The sequence below is a fragment of the Streptomyces sp. NPDC092296 genome, assembly GCF_044755465.1.
Taxonomy (GTDB): Bacteria; Actinomycetota; Actinomycetes; order Streptomycetales; family Streptomycetaceae; genus Peterkaempfera.
Genome location: NZ_JBIVRB010000001.1, coordinates 484,836 through 503,325, shown reverse-complemented (window position 1 = coordinate 503,325; position 18,490 = coordinate 484,836). Strand labels below are relative to the sequence as shown.

The 18,490-nt window shown below is 71.4% G+C and carries 22 protein-coding genes and 1 pseudogene; 11 read left to right on the top strand and 12 right to left on the bottom strand.

The window, feature by feature from the left end:
• Positions 1-57: 57 nt before the first annotated feature.
• From ACIQGZ_RS02350 to ACIQGZ_RS02335, 4 genes are all read right to left on the bottom strand, one after another.
• On the bottom strand, positions 58-516 hold the full coding sequence (locus ACIQGZ_RS02350) for a hypothetical protein (protein ID WP_402598805.1): 459 nt from the start codon (positions 514-516) through the stop codon (positions 58-60).
• A gap of 33 nt (positions 517-549) precedes the next feature.
• On the bottom strand, positions 550-1,584 hold the full coding sequence (locus tag ACIQGZ_RS02345; RefSeq protein ID WP_402599947.1) for a DUF2637 domain-containing protein: 1,035 nt from the start codon (positions 1,582-1,584) through the stop codon (positions 550-552).
• A gap of 109 nt (positions 1,585-1,693) precedes the next feature.
• Positions 1,694-1,837, bottom strand: coding sequence for a hypothetical protein (locus tag ACIQGZ_RS02340; RefSeq protein ID WP_402598804.1), 144 nt, complete (start codon positions 1,835-1,837; stop codon positions 1,694-1,696).
• Complete coding sequence (locus tag ACIQGZ_RS02335) at positions 1,834-2,118, bottom strand: hypothetical protein (protein WP_402598802.1); 285 nt, start codon at positions 2,116-2,118, stop codon at positions 1,834-1,836. The genes ACIQGZ_RS02340 and ACIQGZ_RS02335 overlap by 4 nt, the downstream gene beginning before the upstream one ends.
• A 549-nt stretch (positions 2,119-2,667) precedes the next feature.
• Between ACIQGZ_RS02335 and ACIQGZ_RS02330 the strand changes: the two genes are divergently transcribed.
• Together ACIQGZ_RS02330 and ACIQGZ_RS02325 are read left to right on the top strand one after the other, a co-directional pair.
• Positions 2,668-2,985 (top strand): putative quinol monooxygenase, encoded by a 318-nt coding sequence (locus ACIQGZ_RS02330; RefSeq protein WP_402598800.1) that lies wholly within the window; start codon positions 2,668-2,670, stop codon positions 2,983-2,985.
• The gene (locus tag ACIQGZ_RS02325) at positions 2,982-4,220 is read left to right on the top strand and encodes a helix-turn-helix domain-containing protein (protein WP_402598798.1); all 1,239 of its coding nucleotides are present in this window, start codon (positions 2,982-2,984) and stop codon (positions 4,218-4,220) included. Before ACIQGZ_RS02330 ends, ACIQGZ_RS02325 begins: the two co-directional genes overlap by 4 nt.
• Positions 4,221-4,531: 311 nt before the next feature.
• On the opposite strand, the gene ACIQGZ_RS02320 is transcribed toward ACIQGZ_RS02325, so the two are convergent.
• Positions 4,532-5,020: an SAM-dependent methyltransferase gene (locus ACIQGZ_RS02320; protein WP_402598796.1), complete on the bottom strand. Its 489-nt coding sequence runs from the start codon at positions 5,018-5,020 to the stop codon at positions 4,532-4,534.
• An 81-nt stretch (positions 5,021-5,101) separates the two neighbouring features.
• A complete protein-coding gene (locus tag ACIQGZ_RS02315; protein ID WP_402598795.1) occupies positions 5,102-6,151 on the bottom strand; it encodes a Tat pathway signal protein in 1,050 nt (349 codons plus the stop codon).
• Positions 6,152-6,938: 787 nt separating this feature from the next.
• Here ACIQGZ_RS02315 and ACIQGZ_RS02310 point away from each other — a divergent pair.
• The gene (locus tag ACIQGZ_RS02310) at positions 6,939-7,469 is read left to right on the top strand and encodes a DUF4231 domain-containing protein (RefSeq protein WP_402598793.1); all 531 of its coding nucleotides are present in this window, start codon (positions 6,939-6,941) and stop codon (positions 7,467-7,469) included.
• A gap of 81 nt (positions 7,470-7,550) precedes the next feature.
• Here the strand turns inward: ACIQGZ_RS02310 and ACIQGZ_RS02305 are convergent, their stop codons facing one another.
• Both ACIQGZ_RS02305 and ACIQGZ_RS02300 read right to left on the bottom strand, forming a co-directional pair.
• Positions 7,551-7,769: a DUF397 domain-containing protein gene (locus ACIQGZ_RS02305; protein ID WP_402598792.1), complete on the bottom strand. Its 219-nt coding sequence runs from the start codon at positions 7,767-7,769 to the stop codon at positions 7,551-7,553.
• The gene (locus ACIQGZ_RS02300; protein WP_402598790.1) at positions 7,766-8,614 is read right to left on the bottom strand and encodes a helix-turn-helix domain-containing protein; all 849 of its coding nucleotides are present in this window, start codon (positions 8,612-8,614) and stop codon (positions 7,766-7,768) included. Before ACIQGZ_RS02300 ends, ACIQGZ_RS02305 begins: the two co-directional genes overlap by 4 nt.
• 323 nt (positions 8,615-8,937) lie before the next feature.
• On the opposite strand from ACIQGZ_RS02300, the gene ACIQGZ_RS02295 reads away from it, so the two are divergent.
• Positions 8,938-9,336, top strand: a complete 399-nt coding sequence (locus tag ACIQGZ_RS02295; protein ID WP_402598789.1) for a hypothetical protein — start codon at positions 8,938-8,940, stop codon at positions 9,334-9,336.
• Between the two features lie 265 nt (positions 9,337-9,601).
• Positions 9,602-10,096 carry a hypothetical protein gene (locus tag ACIQGZ_RS02290; RefSeq protein ID WP_402598788.1) on the top strand — a complete coding sequence of 165 codons (495 nt, stop codon included), beginning with the start codon at positions 9,602-9,604 and terminating at the stop codon, positions 10,094-10,096.
• Here the strand turns inward: ACIQGZ_RS02290 and ACIQGZ_RS02285 are convergent.
• Positions 10,093-10,302 (bottom strand): annotated as a pseudogene (locus tag ACIQGZ_RS02285) (glycosyltransferase family 2 protein); the annotation flags it as partial. The gene ACIQGZ_RS02290 and the pseudogene ACIQGZ_RS02285 sit on opposite strands and share 4 nt — an antisense overlap.
• Positions 10,303-10,985: 683 nt before the next feature.
• Between ACIQGZ_RS02285 and ACIQGZ_RS02280 the strand changes: the two are divergent.
• From ACIQGZ_RS02280 to ACIQGZ_RS02265, 4 genes are all read left to right on the top strand, one after another.
• On the top strand, positions 10,986-11,126 hold the full coding sequence (locus ACIQGZ_RS02280) for a hypothetical protein (protein ID WP_402600024.1): 141 nt from the start codon (positions 10,986-10,988) through the stop codon (positions 11,124-11,126).
• Positions 11,127-11,190: 64 nt separating this feature from the next.
• Positions 11,191-11,487 (top strand): Dabb family protein, encoded by a 297-nt coding sequence (locus ACIQGZ_RS02275; RefSeq protein WP_402598787.1) that lies wholly within the window; start codon positions 11,191-11,193, stop codon positions 11,485-11,487.
• 175 nt (positions 11,488-11,662) lie between these two features.
• A complete protein-coding gene (locus ACIQGZ_RS02270; protein WP_402598786.1) occupies positions 11,663-12,637 on the top strand; it encodes an RNA polymerase sigma factor SigF in 975 nt (324 codons plus the stop codon).
• 183 nt (positions 12,638-12,820) lie between these two features.
• Entirely contained in the window at positions 12,821-13,816 is a 996-nt protein-coding gene (locus tag ACIQGZ_RS02265) for an RNA polymerase sigma factor SigF (RefSeq protein WP_402598784.1), read from the top strand.
• A 23-nt stretch (positions 13,817-13,839) separates the two neighbouring features.
• Here the strand turns inward: ACIQGZ_RS02265 and ACIQGZ_RS02260 are convergent, their stop codons facing one another.
• Together ACIQGZ_RS02260 and ACIQGZ_RS02255 are read right to left on the bottom strand one after the other, a co-directional pair.
• Entirely contained in the window at positions 13,840-14,778 is a 939-nt protein-coding gene (locus ACIQGZ_RS02260) for a tyrosine-protein phosphatase (RefSeq protein ID WP_402598783.1), read from the bottom strand.
• Between the two features lie 168 nt (positions 14,779-14,946).
• Entirely contained in the window at positions 14,947-15,129 is a 183-nt protein-coding gene (locus tag ACIQGZ_RS02255; RefSeq protein WP_402598781.1) for a hypothetical protein, read from the bottom strand.
• A gap of 128 nt (positions 15,130-15,257) precedes the next feature.
• Here ACIQGZ_RS02255 and ACIQGZ_RS02250 point away from each other — a divergent pair, with 128 nt between their 5' ends.
• Positions 15,258-16,223 (top strand): aldo/keto reductase, encoded by a 966-nt coding sequence (locus tag ACIQGZ_RS02250; RefSeq protein ID WP_402598780.1) that lies wholly within the window; start codon positions 15,258-15,260, stop codon positions 16,221-16,223.
• A gap of 93 nt (positions 16,224-16,316) precedes the next feature.
• On the opposite strand, the gene ACIQGZ_RS02245 is transcribed toward ACIQGZ_RS02250, so the two are convergent.
• Positions 16,317-17,399 carry an SPFH domain-containing protein gene (locus ACIQGZ_RS02245; RefSeq protein WP_402598779.1) on the bottom strand — a complete coding sequence of 361 codons (1,083 nt, stop codon included), beginning with the start codon at positions 17,397-17,399 and terminating at the stop codon, positions 16,317-16,319.
• A 153-nt stretch (positions 17,400-17,552) separates the two neighbouring features.
• On the opposite strand from ACIQGZ_RS02245, the gene ACIQGZ_RS02240 reads away from it, so the two are divergent.
• Positions 17,553-18,200: a uridine kinase gene (locus ACIQGZ_RS02240; RefSeq protein ID WP_402598777.1), complete on the top strand. Its 648-nt coding sequence runs from the start codon at positions 17,553-17,555 to the stop codon at positions 18,198-18,200.
• Positions 18,201-18,490: the final 290 nt, after the last annotated feature.

Sequence of the window (18,490 nt, the reverse complement as noted above, 5' to 3'; positions counted from 1 at the left end):
CTCTCGAAGAGGAGCGGGGCCGGGTGGCCAGCAAGCGTCCGGCCCCGCGTTCGTCAGTCATGCAGCCGCGACCAGCGCGGCGGCGGTCTCCCACCCGTGGTGCCACGCCTGGTCGAGCAGGTAGGAGCCGCACAGGCCGTGGTCGGCCAGGGCGTAGAACTTCGCCTTGCCGGTCGCCTCGGCCAAGCGCTGGAGCGGGCGGCGGCGGTCCGCCACGTAGTGCGTGGCGGCGGACAGGGCCAGCGCGGCCACCGCCCGCGACGGACGCAGCCGGACACCCAGGGCGCGGGTGCCCAGCAGCAGCGCGGCGGCCTGAACAGCGGTGAGAGAAGCGCAGTGCGCCGCACACGCACGCCGCCCGGCCGCCGCGCTGTGTCCCCGGTCGGAGTCGGCGTGCTGGCCCTTGGTGGTGGCCTGGTGGTCGGTCTGCACCCAGTGGTCGGCCAGGTCGGCCGCCGCACGTAGCAGGGCGTAGGAGGCGGCGAACCGCGCCGCCCGGTCGAGGTCAACAGACATGAAGGGTGTCCTTGTCGAAGTCGGGGTAGCCGGTCACGGGACCAGGGCCAGCGGCGCGGTCTGCTCGTCGTCGCGCAGTTCCTGGTAGCGGGCGGCGATCCACCCGGCGGACCAGCCGGTCAGCTCCATGGCCTGCCGCTGCGGGAGGCCCTCGGCGTACGCGGCCACGACGAGCATGCGCGCCCGGCCCTCCGGCAACTTCTCGGCGGCCGGCCCGCCGGACAGCAGCTCCCGCCGCACCTGACGCTCCCGCTCCTCGGCCTCCCGGCGCTCCCGCTCGGCGGCCTCCCGGGCCTCACGCTCACGGTCCCGCCGCTGCTGCTCACGCTCACGCTCACGGCGCTCACGCTCCCGGGCCTCACGCTCACGCTCGCTCACCAGCCGCTCACGCTCGGCCCGCTCGACAGCCTCCCGACGCTCCCGCTCCTCGCGCTCCTCACGGGCCATCCGGGCCTCGTGCTCACGCTGCTCGCGCTCGCGCTCACGCTCGGCCGCCGCCTGCTCACGGGCGAGCCGCGCTTCGTGTTCCCGCCGTTCGCGCTCCCGGCGCTCGGCCGCGTCCTGCTCGGCCTGGCGCTCCTCCCGGGCCCGCCGCTGCCGCTCCTCGGCCCGGCGTTCCCGGTCCTCCCGCTCGGTGCGCTCGGCGTGCTCACGGGCGCTCACGGCGGTGGCGATCGCCCGGCGGTAGGCCAAGCTGGTCTCCGCCGTGACGATCAGCAGCAGCGGCGCCACCGCGTGGACCGCCACGCCCACCAGGTCGTGGTCCAGGGCGCTGAGCCCGACGTTCAGGGCAACCGTCATGGTCCCGGTCATCCACCGGAGCACGCCGGGCCACCGGCCGCCGTCCCCGCCGAGCCGGGCCAGGGTGCTGTCCATCCGGACCACGATCACCACCGCCGCGTCCACCACCAGCGGCAGGATCGGGGCCGTCCAGCCCCAGCCCTTGGGGGTGTGCCCGCTCATCAACGGGGTGACCGTGAGCACGCTGTAGAGCACCGCGCCGAACGTGATCGCCCACGTGCCGACGCTCAGTGCCCGCTCCGCCGAACGGACCTGCTCGGCCGTCATCGCCGCCATCACCCGGACCACCCGCCCCGGCGCGATGAGCAGCCCGTGAGCACGGACACGGCAGCCGTGAGCACCACGGGCACAGCCGTGAGCACCACCGAGAGGCAAGTCACTTTCCACCTCCGGGGAGCTTGGCGCGCGCGGCGGCGGCCCGCTGGAGAGCGGCAGCGGCGGCGCGGCGGTCAGCCTCCGCCTTCGCGGCGGCGGCAGCAGCGGCAGCGGCACGGGCCGCCTGGTCGTCGATGGCGCTCATGCCGCCACCGCCGACCGGGACTCGCACCGGGCGATGACCGCCGGGCGCCGCAGCAGCGGGACCGGTGCGCTGTCCAGCAGGTCGACGGCGTGCGCGGCCAGCTCCGGGTCCTCCCGGCGCAGGTCCGCCAACACCGCGTCCGCCACGTCCAACCGCGCCGCCCGCTCGGTCGGGGACTCCCCGCCCACCGGGCCGGTGAACAGCTCCACGTCGATACCGAGCGCCAGCTCAGCGAACTCCGCCGCCGAAGCGGCATGTTGTCCTGCAACAATCGACTTCACGGGTCGAACTCCTTCACGGGTCGGATCGGCCCGGAGCGGGGCGGCTGCTGTTTCCTTGGCCGGGATGCAGCCGCCCCGACTCATGGGCCGGGACCACTCGTTGGTCGAGCGGCCATGACCCCCGACCCGCCACAGACAGGCGCGGATCGGGGACCAAAGACACTCGCTCAGCGCGGCCCCGCACCGCCCGGTCACCCGGTGGCGCAGAGCCGCTGATGCCGTCTCCTTCGGAAGCGCGCTTCCGTCTCAGGCGAGACGACGTGACCTTTCGGTCTCATCCCTCCGGACTGCCCAGGCGCCGGGAACCTCGGCTCCACCTGTCCGGAGCCCCTTCACCCACCGGGAGGACTCCCGCCGGGCGCATTCGTGCACAAGTGGGCTCTCTCAAGGCGCAGAGATGCCCAAATCAAGCCGTTCACCTGCGGTTTTCACCGCTGGTGTTGGCCACATCACGAAGATACTCACAGAGAAACTGCGAGTCAAGAGAAACTGTTACTAGCAGCGCTGCTACGCATCTGCGAAGCTTGGTGCGACCACACCGGAGGCATGATGAGCAGCGGTTATGGACTGATCGTCCGATTCGAACTACGCGACCAAGCGGCGGCGACGGGCTTCGACGCTTTGGTCGGCCGCACCCTGGTCGGCATCCGACAGGAGGAGGGCACCCTGGCCTACGTCGTGCACTCCGTGGCCAACGAGCCGAACGTGCGGGTGTTCTACGAGCTGTACCGGGACCGCTCCGCCTTCGAGGCACACGAGGAACAGCCCCACACCAGGCGCTTCCTGACCGAGCGGGAGCAGTACCTGACAGGACTCCAGGTCACCTTTGTGGAAGCAGAGACGGGGAAGGGCCCGGTGTGCGAATGACGCAGGGGGATCGGCGCGTCTTCGGCGCGCGTGTCGCTGAGCTGCGGGAACAGCGCGGCCTCACACAGAAGGAGTTGGCAGCGGAGATCGGCCGGACCGCCAGTTGGCTGTCCCAGGTGGAGCGCGGCGTACAGCCCGTCAACCGGCTCGACGTGCTCCGACTGCTGGCTGACGGCTTGGGCGTGTCACTCCAAGTCCTGCGACCGGACGCGCCGACCGCGCCGGAGCCCCCCGTATCAGCCCCGGAGGAGCCGAACGACCTTGACCAGGCCCGATTGGTGATCTCCGGCTACCCGGTGCCAGAAGTCCTGCTGGGCAACGACACCCCGCCGGCCGTGGTGGACACCGCAGTTCTCAGAGACGCCGTGGACCGGGTGTGGGAGCTGACCCACGCGAACCGGTTCGCGGAACTCAGCGCCTCACTCGGCGTACTGGTCCCGCGCCTCGAACGAGCGGTACGGACCGCCGTGCCGGAGCAGCAGCCCGAACTCTGGGGCATGCTCGGGCGGACCTACCAAGCCCTGGCAGCGGCCTTCGTGCGGCAGGACGAACCCGATGCGGCGTGGGTCGCAGCGGACAGGGCCATCCGCGCGGCGGAGGAGTCGGGCCAGCCGCTGGAGGTGTTCGCCGGAGTCTTCCGGATGGCTCAGGCGTTCGTGCGGCTCAAGCACCTTGACCAGGCCGAGCACTGTGCCGCCACGGCGGCCAACGCACTCTCCCGGCACGTGGACCGTGGGAACGACTCGGCCGAAGCTCTCTCGGTCCTCGGCTCCCTGCACCTCGTACTCGCTCTGGTGCACGCGCGGGCCGGGTCGCGGACTGCGGCACGGAAGGAGATCGACCAGGCCCGGCAGGTCGCGCAGCGCATCGGGGAGGACCGCAACGACTTCGACTTGGAGTTCGGCCCGACCAACGTCGAGATCCAGGCCGTATCGGCCGCAGTCGATCTTGGGGACGCCGGAGAGGCCATCGACATCGGCACCCGCATCGACGCGGCCAGCCTCTCCATCGAGCGGCGCGCCCGGCTCCTGATGGACATGGGTCGCGCCTACGGTCAGCGGCGTCAAACCGGGGAAGCCCTCGACTGCCTCCTGGCAGCGGAGGAGCTTGCACCGGAGATGATCCACACCCACGTTGCCGCCAGGGGCGCGATCCGGGAGCTTGTCCTGATCGCCGGACGCTCCGCGTCTCCGGAACTCACGGCCCTTGCGAAGCGTGCCGACGCCAAGTCCTGACAGACCCACGCGGCACCTCAGTGGTCTCAGTTGTGGTCTCATTCACCCCCGTTCAGCGGGGTACACCGAGCAACTGCCCACCCCTTCCCACCTGCATGCGGAACGTCCACGAACCCCGCTGGACGGTGGCACTCAGACCTCGAAAGCGTGTGTGGGGGCAACTCCACCGTGGGTTCGAATCCCACCGCTACCGCCACTGAGCAGCACCGACGAAGGGCCCCGACCATCACCGGTCGGGGCCCTTCGTCACTCCACCCTCAGCTTTGGTCTCAGTTGACCTTGTCGGCTCCTGCGGCGGATCGCCGGCCGCCTCAGTTCCCGGGCGGTGTGGCGAAGTAGTCGCCGAGCATCCCGGTGGTCCACTCGGCCTGCCGCACGTCGCCTCGCGGGCCGAACTCCACGAACCAGGGCTTGATGTCGAGCACGGGTGTGCCGTCGACGGCGTCCAGTTCCTCGACGTGGAGGTCGAGACCTTCGACCTTGAGGAGGCGGCAGCGGGAGACGCCGAGCCAGTTGAGCCGACGCATGTTGCGGTGGCCGAAGATCCCGACCTGCGGCCAGTCGGGGTTGTCCCGCGGACGGCGGGCGCCGAGATTGAGGTCGGTGGGGTCGGTCAGGTGGAAACGGAAGACGATCTCCAGGTGCGAGAAGTCCTCCAAGCCGGCCACCGCGTCGGTGCCAAACCGGGAGCCGTCGATGCGGATGATGGAGTGAGTGCCGCCCCAGTAGTCATCGGTCGGTTCGTCGCGTCCTCCGACGACGTGGGCGATCGGTTCGACCTGGAACGACTGGCCAGTCATGGTGTGCCCTCTCATGGTTTCCGAACCGGGCTGGCGACGGCGGATGCCGCCTTCTCATCCTTCCGGGATCATCGGCCGCTGTCAGGCTCTTCCGGCCAGGAAGGAGGCTGCGCGGGTGTCCAGTTCCGCAACGGCGCGCATACCGCGCTGCCGGAAAGGGGAGAGCACCGAGCGCATGTCGACGACGGTCTGGCGGGTCCGGTCGGAGTGGATGCCGTCCATCATGTCCAGGGCACGGGACCAGGTGGCACAGGCTTCTTCGACGTTGCCCTGGCGAGCCTGCACATTTCCGAGGTAGCCGAGGGTGACGGCGTGGGTGCGGGTGAACGCCGCCGCCTTGCGTGTGCGTACGCTGCGGCGGAACTCCCGGGCGGCCGCCGACAGGTCGCCGGTGTCACGCAGGGTGCATGCCGTCTCATGAGCCAGGCTGGCCTCCCCGAAGAAGAAGACCCTGGGCGGCTCGTCACTGCCTGGTTCGGCGGCGGAAAGGTCCTTCTCGGCTCGGAGCAGGGCCGCGCCGGCGGCGTGCTTCTGCCCGGTGGCCGCGAGGGCGCGGGCGTGCACCACGCCGAGCAGGGCCCGTTCGCGCGGGCCGGCGAGGGTGTACCGGCGGCCTTCGACGGAGGCGGCGGCCAGGTCCAGGGCCTGGCGGGGGTGTCCGAGGTCGAGGGCCTGGTGTGACATGGCTCGCAGCACATGGCCGGCCATGGGCGGGTCGTCGGCTTCGGCGGCGAGCTTCACGGCTGCGGTGAAGTAGTGCTGCGCAACGGAGTGTTCCCCGTTGTCGAACGCCATCCAGCCCGCGAGGTAGGACAGTTCGCTCGCCGTGGAGAACATCTCGCGGCGGACCCGGTCGTCGGGGAAGCTGCCACGCAGATAGCCGGCGACATCCGAGGTCAGGTACTGGACTACGGCGGTGCGAACGTGGCCGCCGCCGCGTCGCTGGTCGACACGGGAGAAGACCGAAACCATGTCCCGTACGGCTTCCAGGTCCCCTGGCCCAACGTTCCGCGCTCCGGGAGAAGTGCGGTCTGCGCCCTGCTCGGCCATGCGCGTCCACCACCGCATGCCGGGGAGGGCCAGCGCCGCCACCGAGTAGGCGGTGGTGGCCAGGGCATGCCTGCGATCCATGTCCACGTCGGTTCTCCCGAGGTCGATCAGCGCGGCCAGCGTATCCACCCGCCAGTCCGGCACGTCCCGTTCCGGTGAGGACGAAGCCGCCAAACCGGTCTCTTCCAGAGTGACCATCCGGCCCAGGCGGCGAGAGAGCGTCTCACTCAGGATCAGCGGCGCCCGCCCCAACGGGACGAACACGGACGCGGTCTGCTCCTGGTCAAGGCACTAGCCGAATCCTGGGACATGGACAAGCACCTCGACGGCGGCAAGTCCGTGTGGGGGAGGAGGAGTGGCCGTGCTGACTACCACGTCTCCTCGGCTGTCTTCAAGGACTACCTCAGCAAGTACTCCCCTTCAACCATCACCTGACGTTCACTCACATTCCATAGTCTCCCGGGGAGGCCCAACTCCTCCAGCCCTATCCGTGCTCTCATCCAACTACGTTCGGTAGCGTCCGGCAGTGACTACTACTCCGCACCAACACCCTGCTCACCTGCGGAAATGAACGGCGCCGGACAGTTATGGATCACGGCAGACGGCTGATTGGATCCCCGATAGGGCAAGGTGCGGACGTCGAAAGCGTGTGTGGGGGCAACTCCACCGTGGGTTCGAATCCCACCGCTACCGCCACCGAAGCCCCGCCCACCCGGACGGGGCTTCACTGCTTCCTGGGCCCGTCGGCCCAGCTGCTGCCGACGCGACCGGTCTCGTGCTGGGTGGGACCGCTCCACTACCGTGTCGGACGACGGCAGGCGGGCGGGGGCGCCGGCTTGCGGGCCGAGCCCGGGTGACAGGAGCAGAGGTGTCCGATTTGAGCGAGGCGCTGGAAGTCGGTACGTCGCCGTTCGGGTCCATGACACCACAGGAATACCTGGACAGCAGGTTGGCCCAATACCAGAAGTGGTATGACGTAAAGGCCGTCAAGACAAAGGCCATGCACCTGCGGATGCGCACGATTTCCGTGGTCGGCGGTGCGCTGGTGCCCGTTTTCGTGAACCTGGACCTGCCGGTCTCCAGGTATATTGCCACGCTCCTCAGCCTGGTCGTGGTCGCCTCGGTGTCCCTTGAAAGCGTCTACCGCTATCGGGAGCAGTGGAAGAACTACCGGTCGACCGAGCAGCTACTCGGACATGAGCGGGTCTACTTCCAGACGGGAGTGGGGCCGTACGTGAACCTGTCGGACGGGGATTCCTTCAAGAAGCTCGTGGAGCGGGTCGAGAAGGTGATATCCAATGAGAACTCGGCCACTCTCAATGTGATGACGCTCGGCGGACAGGTCAGCACGGACCTGAATCCCCCGGCAGTGATCGACGATGCGAAGGATCGCGGGTAGTCGCCACGCACCGAGAAGCGGCTCCGGCGCTGGAGGCCGGGGGCGTCCAGAACCGGAGCCGTCGGGTGGGGGCGGGGCGGGTCAGGGGGTGTCGAATTCGCCGGTCTTGGTGGCGGCGAGGAAGGCGTGGAGTTCGGCGGCGGTGAAGGAGAGGGCCGGGCCGGTGGGGTTCTTGGAGTCGCGGATGGCGAACCCGTCGTGGTGGCGGGCGATTTCCACGCAGTCGCCGCCGCTGTCGCTGTGGCTGGACTTGGTCCACCCGGTGAGGGCGGAGGCGTCGGGGATGTGGTTGCTGGTCACAGGATCATGTCCCTCTGCTTGGCGATGAAGGCGAGCGACGCATCCAGGGGCAGGGCTTCCGCCGTGATCTTCTGGAACGCCTCTCCGTACCGGGTCACCGTCCCTTCGTCCTCGATGTACGTGGTGCTGAGAAAGTCCTCGGTCAGCACGATGTCATCGCCGGGCGCCGGGAAGGTGAGGATGTTGAACTGGCCGCCCATCCAGGGTCCGGGTGCGGCTTCCGCCGGGAGGATCTGGATGTTGACGTTGGGCAGTCGGGAGAGGTCGATCAGCCGCTGAAGCTGCTCCCGCATGGTGTCCTGGCTGGCGAACCGGGGCCGCAGGGCGGCCTCGTGGATCACCGCCCAGAAGCTCAGGGGCTGCGGGCGGGTGAGTACGTTCTGCCGGGCGATGCGGACCTCGACCAGGGCGTCGACGGTGGTGGCCGTCTCGTCCAGGCGCATGACCTCGATGATGCCGCGAGCGTAGGCCGAGGTCTGGAGCAACCCGGGGATGAGGCTGATCTGGACGGTGCGGATCTGCTTGGCGTCCGCCTCCAGGGTGATGAGATCCATGTACCGGGTGGACAGGACATCCGAGTACGTCTGCCACCAGCCGCGTCGTGATCCCTCGCGGGCGAGCGTGTGCAGGAAGTCTCGCCGCTCGCGGTCCTCGACCCGGTAGAGGTCGAGGAGTTCGTCCAGGTCGCCGGCCTTGATGCCCAGGCGGGCCGTCTCGATGCGCGACAGCCGCGTCTCCTTGACCGAGGTCCGGGCCTCCACCTCCGCGAGGGTGAAGTCCGATTCCTCACGGAGCTTGCGCAGCTGACCACCGAGCTGGCGTCGGCGGACAGTCGGTGCGGCCATGGGTCTTCTCCTTGCTGGTCATGTGTCAGTTTGCCGGTGTGGACGGCCTCCGCGCCACCGTGGGCGTCGAGGTTCGACGCTGGTCGCCCGTACGAGTGGGAATCTTCCCGATTCTCTGGAACGGGTTGCCATGGTGACTTGGATCACGTAATTCTAAGTGAGCAAGCCGTACCTGGCTGTACACCAAGCCCTTCCTACGGCCGGAACCTTGTCGCGCCCCAATGGTCGATGGCCGCCGCGATCGTGGCTGCCGCCCTCTCCTGGAGCGCGTCGGTTTCGTCGCCCGGGGCGGCCCCGATGGCAACGACTGGAGAGGTGGCGCTGTGAACGCAGCAGCTCAGCGGGTCGAACGGCAGGGAGAAGACGACGGGAAGGCGGGGCTGGACGACCGCGAGTCGCCGCCGCCCATCGGAAGTCGCGCGGTGATCTACGTCAACTCGCTGCCCGGCGAGCAGTCGAAGCGAACCGTGGAGCGCGCGCTCCTGGTGGCGAACGCGCGCCGTTGGCTCGTCGTGGGCGTGGCGCACGACCAGGACGGCGCCGGGGTACCGCTCAAGCGGCGGTGGTTGCGCGACGCCATCGAACAGGTACGGAGTGGACAAGCCTCCGTGATCCTGGTGACCAGCCGATCCGCCGTCTCCCCGCTGGCCAAGGAGTGGGACGAGATCGCGAAGCACGTCCGGCAGGCCGGCGGCGTGCTCTGGCTCGAACGGGCCGGATGAGTCCCCACCGCCCTGGCCCCCTTATCAACGGGCCCGGTGCCGTCCGCAGGGCCGGCCGGGCCGACCACCTTCGACGTCAATGGAGACGCTCATGCCTGCTCATACCTCTGCACCTTCCCAGTCGCTGTCCCGGCCGACGGTGGTGCCGTACGTGACGAAGTGGTCGGGTGAGCGGGGGGTGCGGTGGCGGGAGTTGACCGTGCGGGCGGATGGCGGGGGGTTGTGCTTTCGGCGCGAGGTGGCGGGGGACCGGGATGGGCGGGGTGTGCTGTGGGAGCGTCTGTCGCAGGCGGTGGGTGCGGGGCGGCCGGTGTACCGGGTGATGCATCCGGACCGGCAGCGGCGGGCCATGCTGGAGCTGCTGTGCCAGATCTGCGGCGGTCCCGCGTCGCGTACGTCCAGGGGGTGGCTGTTCCTGGCGAACCGCACCGGGCCGGAGCTGGCGGCGGCGGGCGGCGCGGAGGAGATGCTGACCGCCCAGCCCCCGCTGTGCCTGCCCTGCGCCGGCATCGCGGTCCGGCAGTGCCCCAGCCTCACCGGCCGCCACACGGCCGTCCGGTCGCGGAAGCCCTCCCTCTGGGGCGTGTGGGGCAGCGTCTACCGACCCGGCGGCCGCGTCCTGGAGGAGGTGGGCGAGGGCGCCTCCCTGCCCTACGGCCACCCCGGCACCCGCTGGCTCCTCGCCTCCCAGCTCATCCGCGAACTCCGCCGCGCCACCCCCGTCGACCTCACCACCGAACTCGCGGGGCAAAACGGCTAGATGACGGGTGGGCGGCCGAGGCGGGTCGTCCGCCAGACGGTGGTCCCGTGCATGGGCCGCCGGGGGTCGCACGGCGTCCGTACTCCTTCGGCGAAGCCGCCGAACCAGGCTCGCAGGCCGGTGGGGGTGCTGGTGCGGAGCAGGGTCCGTGCAGTCCGTACGCCGAGGTAGACCGGTACGAGGACAGCGGGAGCGGGAAGGTCCCGGCCCGGCGCGGCAGCTGCTTCGAGCGCCCACGGCCCAACATAACTGGCCGATGCCCCCTTGCGCCCGAGGCCATCCCCGCGTGGGTGGGGAGCAGAGTGGGTGACCTGGGGTTTTGCCGGGGTGGGGTGCTGGTTTCGAGTGCTGGTGGGGAAACGGGCATAGCGGATGTTCAGGGCTGCCCTTGGGGCGTTCGGCAAGCCGTCCCGCCGGTGAGGCTATGGCGTCGGGGTGGGGCTTGGCGGCAGGAGGGGAGCGGCCTCGGGGGACTTAGGCCGCTCCCCCGGGACGGAGTCCCACAACCGGTGCCGCGTCGGGGGGAAGCTGCGGCGGCCGGTCCCACAGCGGGGGCTCCGGTTCCGGTACCGGTGGGTTCCTGCCAGACCCCCGGTACGTCTTCATCGTGCGGTACGACCTGGGACGCGGCACCCGGGGCGGGCCATCGGGGCGGACGCTTGGCCCTTTCGGGCGCGGCGGGCCGGGAGGCGGGCGGGGAACGAGCTGGGTCCGTTGGGCCGTCAGGTGGATAGGCTGCGTGCTGCAAGTCGTTCCGGGGAGCGCGGCAGCCGCCCCGCGGCGGCCCTTCCCGGGGCTGCCGGGGCTGCCGACGGAGCGGGTCGCCGCGGGCTGCGGGACCGTGGCAGGGAGGCAGGGCAGGTTCATGGGTCAGGCAAAGAGGATCGGCATGTATCTCCTGCTCATCTTCGTGCTCTACACGATCATCAACTCCCCCACCCGGGCCGCCGCCCTGGTGGAGGTGGGCTTCAAGGGGATCTCCAGCGCGGCCAAGTCGGTGGGCACCTTCATGACCGGGTTGATCAACTGAGCCGCTGGTCGGCCGGTTACCGTGGCGGGGAGACAAGCAGTCCCCTTCCGCGAGGAGCGGCATCGTGATCCGGCACCTGGTCCTGTTCAAGCTCAATGACGGCGTCGACCGGGACGCCGATGACCGCGTCGCCGTGGGCGCCAAGGCGTTCGAGGAGCTCGGCGCGCTGATCCCGGAGCTGCGCGGCTGGGAGTGCGGTTGGAACACCACCGCCCGGGACATCGCGTACGACTACGCGCTCAACGGCCTGGTCGAGGACCGCGAGGGGCTGAACGCCTATCTGGCCCACCCCGCGCACCAGGCCGCGGTGGCGCAGTGGCGCGAGTTCGCCACCTGGGTGATCGCCGACATCGAGGTCTGACGGCGTCGCCGGACGGCCCTCCCGGGGGCGGGCCGTCCGGGCACAATCCACCAACACGCTTAACCCCGGTACTTGCCCCAGCTACTCCCGTCTTGTGATGCTATGACCGGTTTGCCGGATAGGGCGAGACGCGCAGTCGACCCCAGACCAGGTGGCACGAAGGGGTGGCGGGTCCGTGCGGGCACAGGGCAGCGCGCCGGACGCCGGCGCGGAGCAGGACGGCGGACCACGCCTCCAGGTGACCGAACCCCCGACCACGACCCCCGCACCCACAGCCCCCGCGCCCACAGCCCTCGGCACCGCACCCGCACCCGCACCCCCCGGCCCCACACCCCCTGGCACGACGCCCCCCGGCACGACGCCCCCCGGCCCCACGTTCGCCGGCCGCGCCCCGCTGGACGTCCGCGCCCTCACCCGGGTCCTCTTCGAACGGATGTCCGAGCTGACCCCGGGCACCCCCGACCACGACCGGGTCCGCGCCGCGCTGATCGAGGTCAACGTCCCGCTGGTCCGGTACGCCGCCTCCCGCTTCCGGGGCCGCAGCGAACCCATGGAGGACGTGATCCAGGTCGGCACCATCGGCCTGATCAACGCCATCGACCGCTTCGACCCCACCCGGGGCGTGCAGTTCCCGACCTACGCACTACCCACCATCCTCGGCGAGATCAAGCGGTACTTCCGGGACAATGTCCGCACCATGCACGTGCCGCGCCGGCTCCAGGAGCTGTGGGTACAGGTCAGCGGCGCGATGGAGGAGCTGACGGTGGCCCACGGCCGCACGCCGCGCATCCCGGAGATCGCGGCCCGGCTGCGCATCCCGGAGGAGGACGTACGGGACTGCCTGGACGCCGGCCGCGCCTACAACGCCGCCTCGCTGGAGGCCGCCCAGGAGAGCGAGGGCGGCCTCGCGCTGCTGGACCGGCTCGGGTACGAGGACGCGGCGCTCACCGACGTCGAGCACCGCGACATGGTGCGCCACCTGCTGGTACAGCTCCCGGAGCGGGAGCGGCGGATCATCATGCTGCGGTTCTTCGGCAATCTGACCCAGTCCCAGATCAGCAGTGAGCTGGGCATGTCCCAGATGCATGTGTCCCGACTGCTGGCCCGCATCTTCGCCCGGCTGCGCAGCAGCAACGCCTGGGAGTCCTGAAACCGTATTGCCACCCGGACCGGGACATATCCCGCCCCCGGCGCCGCATTGCACCGCGTTACCATCGCGTGACGTGTTGCGACACTCGGGTTTGCCGGTGGCGTGGTTCCGGTATTCCAGTGGACGTAGCCGGGGAACCGCCGCACGGTGGTATCCGTTGGTCAGTCAGGAGGGGGTGGGTGCATGTCTGTCGATCTGGGGAGCGCTGAGGTCCACGGTACGGCGGTCGCCACGGCCGCGCCGATGCCGGTCGGGTCCGGCCCTGCCGAGGAGGTTCCGGTCCTGGAGGCGGCCGAGGCCGCCATCGTGGACGCCGTCGTCACCGAGGCCGCCGTCACCGAGGCCACCGTCGCGGAGTCGGCCGCTGCGGAGGCGCCGGTCGAGACGGTGCTGGACACCACGGTGTTGGCCGGGGCCGCGCTGGACACCCGTACGCTGTCCCGCTCGCTCTTCCTGCGGCTCGCGGCCCTCGCGCCCGGCTGCCCGGAGCAGACCTACGTCCGGGACACCCTGATCGAGCTCAACCTGCCGCTGGTGCGCTACGCCGCTGCCCGCTTCCGCAGCCGCAATGAGCCGATGGAGGACATCATCCAGGTCGGCACGATCGGCCTGATCAAGGCGATCGACCGCTTCGACCCGGAGCGGGGCGTGGAGTTCCCCACCTTCGCGATGCCGACCGTGGTGGGCGAGATCAAGCGGTTCTTCCGGGACACCAGCTGGTCGGTGCGGGTGCCGCGCCGGCTCCAGGAGCTGCGGCTGGCCCTCACCCGGGCCGGCGACGAGCTGGCCCAGAAGCTCGACCGCTCCCCCACGGTCGCGGAGCTGGCCGAGTGCCTCGGGGTGAGCGAGGAGGAGGTGGTGGAGGGCCTGGCCGTGGGCAACGCCTACACCGCCAGCTCGCTGGACTCCAGCCCGGCCGAGGAGGACGGCGAGGGTCCGCTGGCCGAGCGGCTCGGGTACGAGGACGTGGCGCTGGAGGGCGTGGAGTACCGGGAGTCGCTCAAACCGCTGCTGGCCCGGCTGCCCGCCCGGGAGCGGCGGATCATCATGCTGCGGTTCTTCGCCAATATGACGCAGTCTCAGATCGGGGAGGACATCGGCATCTCGCAGATGCACGTCTCCCGGCTGCTGACCAAGACCCTGGCCCGGCTGCGCGAGGGCCTGATCTCCGAGGAGTAGTCGGGCGGGGTGGCGGTGGCGGATCAGCCCGTCAGCAGATTGGCGCGCAGCCCGTCCCGTACCGAGTCGTCCAGCCCCAGGCCGTCGACGAGGAAGGCGTCGAAGGACGGCCAGCCCGCCTCGACCTCGGCGAACGACGCGGCCAGATAGGCCGGTTCGGCGCGGTAGACCGGCAGGATCAGCTCCGGCTCCTGCATGATGCCCCGGGTGCCGAAGCTGTCCATGATCTGAGTGACGATCCCGGAGTGGCGCTCATTGGTGAGCAGATAGTCGTCGAAGACGGTGTCCCGGTCGACGCCGAGCGCGGTGAGCAGCAGCGCGGCGGTCCAGCCGGTGCGGTCCTTGCCCGCCGTGCAGTGGAAGAGCAGCGGGGTGCCGCCGGGCTGGGCGAGCAGCCGCAGCACCCGCGCGAAGCGGTCGCGGATCACGGCATCGGTGACGAACCACCGGTACAGGCCGTCCATGATCGCCGCACCGCCGCCGTCACCGAGCAGCGCCCGCTGGGCGGCCGGGTCGCGGGCGGCCAGCGCGTCGCGCAGCGCGACGTAGATGTCGAAGTGCTCGGAGTAGATCGGCAGATGGTGCAGGGTGACGCCGCCGGGCTCCGGCGGGGAGACGGTCACCGGTTCGGCGGAGTGCTCGGCCGCGTCCAGTTCCGCCACCGGCAGGCCCGGCACCCGGTCGGGGCCGTTCTCGCGGACCTCCGCCAGGCTGCGCAGATCCACGACCTGCCGCAGGCCGAGGGCGGTGAGGGTGTCGAGGTCCGGGCCGGTGAGCCGGTGCAGGGCGTCGCTGCGCAGCGCCACCCCATGGCGCAGCGCGCGGCCGTCGGAGGTGCGGTAGCCGCCCAGGTCGCGCGCGTTGGCGGCGCCGCGCAGCCCGAGGCTGCGGGCCGCCATCTCCCGCTGGCCCGGGGTGGGGTTCCCGGTGGCGTCGGCGGGCAGCGGCTGATGCTCGGTCACGGCATCCTCCGGGTGAGTGGACTGCGGCGCTGCGAGGGCGCGGTACGGGCAGCCGGGCATGACGGCGCCGCCGGGGTCGTTTCACGTGGAACGGTCCCGGCGTACGCCGAAGCCGCGGCCGCTGCCCACCGGTGGTGGGCGGCGGCCGCCGTTCGGCTGGGTCGCGGACTACTTGAAGGCGAGCCAGGCCACCGCGGCCACGATCACCACGACGGCGATCACTACGGCGGTGACCACGCCGGTACGGCTGCCGCCGCTGGCGGTGGCAGGGGTCTGCTGCTGCTCGGGGGTGTCGACGAACGCCCGGAACATCTGGGTGCTGGCGGCGGGGTCGATGTCGTTGTCGGCCATGGCAGAGGACTCTAACGAACCCCGGCCCGGCGTGGGACGGCGGTCCCCCGGGTGAAGCCGGCCGGCACTCCGCTCCGCATCGGCGCGGCGGCGGAACAGCCGGGCCGCCAACGGCGTTTGATCTCCGCATGACCGACAAACACACCGTTACCCTCGGCAGCTCCGACCTGGCCGTCTTCCCGCTCTGCCTGGGCGGCAACGTCTTCGGCTGGACGGCCGACGAGCAGCAGTCCTTCGCCGTCCTCGACGCCTACGCGGCGGCGGGCGGCAACTTCATCGACACCGCCGACGCGTACTCCGCCTGGGTCGAAGGGCACTCGGGCGGTGAGTCGGAGACCGTGATCGGCAAGTGGCTCAAGTCCCGGGGCAACCGGGACTCCATCGTGGTGGCCACCAAGGTAGGCCGGCACCCCGAGCACATGGGTCTGCGCGCCGACACCGTGCGGGCGGCGGCGGAGGACTCGCTGCGCCGCCTCCAGACCGACCACATCGACCTGTACTACACGCACTTCGACGACCCGGAGACGCCGGTCGAGGAGTTCCTCGGCGCGCTGGACGAGCTGGTCCGGGCCGGCAAGGTCCGGCAGATCGCCGCCTCCAACATCACCCCGGAGCGGCTGGAGGAGGCGCTCGCCGCCTCCGACCGGGAGGGGCTGGCGAAGTACGTGGCGATCCAGCCGCAGTACAACCTGGTCGCCCGCGAGGCGTACGAGGGCGCGTTGGCCGACGTGGCCGCGCGGCACGGGCTGTCGGCGGTGCCGTACTGGGCGCTCGCCTCCGGCTTCCTCACCGGCAAGTACCGTCCGGAGGGCGGCCCGGTGGAGAGCGTGCGGGCGGCCGGCGCGGCCAAGTACCTCCAGGACCCGCGCGGCCCCCGGGTGCTGGCGGCGCTGGACGAGGTGGCGGCGGCGCGCGGCGTGGCGGTCGCCACGGTGGCGCTGGCCTGGCTGTCGGCACAGCCGACGGTGGCGGCGCCGATCGCCAGCGCCCGTACGGTCGAGCAGCTGCCGGCCCTGGTCGCGATGGCCGACCTGGAGCTCACCGCCGACGAGCTGGCGGAGCTGACGGCGGCCTCGGCGGTTCCGGCGGTCTGAGCCCGGACGCGCCCCGGCCCGGCCCGTAGGAGCTTCGGGCCGGGCCGGGGGCGGTCCTGCGATCCGTTGGGGGTCCGGTCTGTCCGGGTCCAGTCAGCGGCGGCGGGGGTCGCGGCGGGGCGCCAGGCCGGGGACTCCGGCCGGGGCGATGAAGGCGACCAGCAGCTGTTGCATCAGCGCGTTGCGGGCGTGGCGGTCCAGCTCCTGCGAGGTGGCGTACTCCAGCCGCCGCACCGCCAGCGCGGCCGACTCCACGGCGTCGTCGACGATCGCGGCGCGCAGGTCCGCGTCCAGGTCCGCGACCCGGCGGCGGCGCATGCTCTCCGCGATCTCCGGGCCGTACTCCAGGGAGAGCGGCTGCACCGAGTACACCTCCAGGCCGATCGGCGCGATCTCGGCGTTCAGCCCCCGGGTGAGCTCGTCGCCGAACCACTGGCCGTCGCGCAGCGAAGGGCCGAGCCCGTCGAAGGTGTCGCAGGGCAGGGTGGCGGCGGTCCGGCTGAGCACCGCGTGCACCTGCTCGCGCAGATACTCCTCGTGGTCGAAGACCGAGAGCACCGCGCGGGCACTGTCCCGGACCCGCCAGACGACCATCAGCCCGACCCGGATGGGCGCACCGCCACGGTCCATGACGTCGATGGGGTCGCTGCGCCAGTGCCGGATGCGTACGTCGACCCGGCGGCGGCGGAGCATCGGGTTCACCCAGACCAGGCCGGTCCGGCGGATGGTGCCCCGGTAGTGGCCCCAGCAGGCCAGCACCCGGGCCTCGCCCGCGACGTTGGACATCAGCCCGGCCAGCGCGACCAGGCCGATGCAGGCGGGCAGCAGGGCGAGGCGGGCGGCGGTGATCTGCTCGGCCGGGAACGCCTCGCCGGGGCCCGGCAGCCACCACGGCAGCATGCCCGCCCGGCCGAGCAGCAGTTCCACGCCGATGGCGCAGCCCAGCAGGATCAGCAGGGCCGCCCAGCCGGGGAGCATCGCCTTGGGCTGGCTTTCCCGCAGGTCGGCGTCGGCCCGGGGTGGGCGGCGGCCGAATGTCGCCACCGGGCGGGTGTCATCCGGTGCGACGGAGGCGGAGAGGCCGCCGACCGGTTCGGCCGGGCCGGGTGGCGGCTGCTCGTCGGTCTGCGGGTCCAGGGGGACGGAGCGCTGGAGACTGCGGGGGATCACGTCCATGCACGGTCCTCATGGTCGGGTGCTGCCACGGGTGCGGGTCCGGCCCGGGGTGGACCGACTCCCCCGCCAGGCTAGGTATATAACACACCAAATCCCGGCATATCTATGAGTCCGTGTCGCCCGACGCGCCCGCTGCCGCGCGAGACGGGCAGGATGGGCCCTGTGGTGACCTCCGTACGACCCATCACTCCCGAACGGCTGACCGAGGAACTGGCCGACCGCATCGCGGCGCTGCCCGGCCACGGATGGCTCCGGGTCGCCGTCGACGGCGCGCCGGCGGCCGGGCCGGGGGCGCTCGCGGACGCGCTGGGCGAGTCGCTGCGGCTGCGCGGGCGGCCGGTGCTGCGGGTCTCGGCCGGGGACTTCCTGCGGCCGGCCTCGCTCCGGCTGGAGTACGGGCACCAGGACCCGGACTCGTACTACGACGGCTGGCTGGACACCGGCGGCCTGCTGCGTGAGGTGCTGGACCCGCTGGAGGAGGGCGGCAGCGGGCGGGTGCTCCCCTCACTCTGGGACGCGGCGGCGGACCGGGCCACCCGGGCGGCGTACGTGGAGTTGGCGGCGGGTGGGGTGCTGCTGCTGGACGGGGATCTACTGCTGGGGCGGTGGCTGCCGTTCGAGCTGACGGTGCATTTGGCGCTCACGCCGGGCGCGCTGTCCCGCCGTACGCCCCCTGACCTGCGTTGGACGCTCCCGGCGTACGCCCGCTACGCCGCCGAGGCCGACCCCGCCGGCACGGCCGACGTCGTCATCCGGGCCGACGACCCCCGCCACCCGGCCCTGGTCGACCGGAACGGCTGACGGGCCGGGGCGGCTCGGGCTACGGGTGCTTGCGGCTGCGGCTCCGGGGGTGGTTGTTCGCGCAGTTCCCCGCGCCCCTGGCGGGGCGGCGCCTCGCACGCGGGGGACAGCTGTGCACGGGATCTGGCGTGCTTACGGCTGCGGCTCCACGGGTGGCTGGGCGCGCAGTTCCCCGCGCCCCTGGCGGGACGGCACCTCGCACGCGGGGGACAGCTGTGCACGGGATCTGGCGTGCTTACGGCTGCGGCTCCACGGGTGGCTGGGCGCGCAGTTCCCCGCGCCCCTGGCGG

Excerpts from the sequence above, each read along its gene's own strand:
- ACIQGZ_RS02245 (WP_402598779.1), bottom strand. The coding sequence starts at position 17,399 with ATGGACGTGATCCCCCGCAGTCTCCAGCGCTCCGTCCCCCTGGACCCG.
- ACIQGZ_RS02345 (WP_402599947.1), bottom strand. The coding sequence starts at position 1,584 with ATGACGGCCGAGCAGGTCCGTTCGGCGGAGCGGGCACTGAGCGTCGGC.
- ACIQGZ_RS02240 (WP_402598777.1), top strand. The coding sequence starts at position 17,553 with ATGGGCCCTGTGGTGACCTCCGTACGACCCATCACTCCCGAACGGCTG.
- ACIQGZ_RS02330 (WP_402598800.1), top strand. The coding sequence starts at position 2,668 with ATGAGCAGCGGTTATGGACTGATCGTCCGATTCGAACTACGCGACCAA.
- ACIQGZ_RS02350 (WP_402598805.1), bottom strand. The coding sequence starts at position 516 with ATGTCTGTTGACCTCGACCGGGCGGCGCGGTTCGCCGCCTCCTACGCC.
- ACIQGZ_RS02300 (WP_402598790.1), bottom strand. The coding sequence starts at position 8,614 with ATGGCCGCACCGACTGTCCGCCGACGCCAGCTCGGTGGTCAGCTGCGC.
- ACIQGZ_RS02255 (WP_402598781.1), bottom strand. The coding sequence starts at position 15,129 with ATGGCCGACAACGACATCGACCCCGCCGCCAGCACCCAGATGTTCCGG.
- ACIQGZ_RS02280 (WP_402600024.1), top strand. The coding sequence starts at position 10,986 with ATGTATCTCCTGCTCATCTTCGTGCTCTACACGATCATCAACTCCCCC.
- ACIQGZ_RS02325 (WP_402598798.1), top strand. The coding sequence starts at position 2,982 with ATGACGCAGGGGGATCGGCGCGTCTTCGGCGCGCGTGTCGCTGAGCTG.
- ACIQGZ_RS02320 (WP_402598796.1), bottom strand. The coding sequence starts at position 5,020 with ATGACTGGCCAGTCGTTCCAGGTCGAACCGATCGCCCACGTCGTCGGA.
- ACIQGZ_RS02250 (WP_402598780.1), top strand. The coding sequence starts at position 15,258 with ATGACCGACAAACACACCGTTACCCTCGGCAGCTCCGACCTGGCCGTC.
- ACIQGZ_RS02340 (WP_402598804.1), bottom strand. The coding sequence starts at position 1,837 with ATGAGCGCCATCGACGACCAGGCGGCCCGTGCCGCTGCCGCTGCTGCC.
- ACIQGZ_RS02315 (WP_402598795.1), bottom strand. The coding sequence starts at position 6,151 with ATGGATCGCAGGCATGCCCTGGCCACCACCGCCTACTCGGTGGCGGCG.
- ACIQGZ_RS02265 (WP_402598784.1), top strand. The coding sequence starts at position 12,821 with ATGTCTGTCGATCTGGGGAGCGCTGAGGTCCACGGTACGGCGGTCGCC.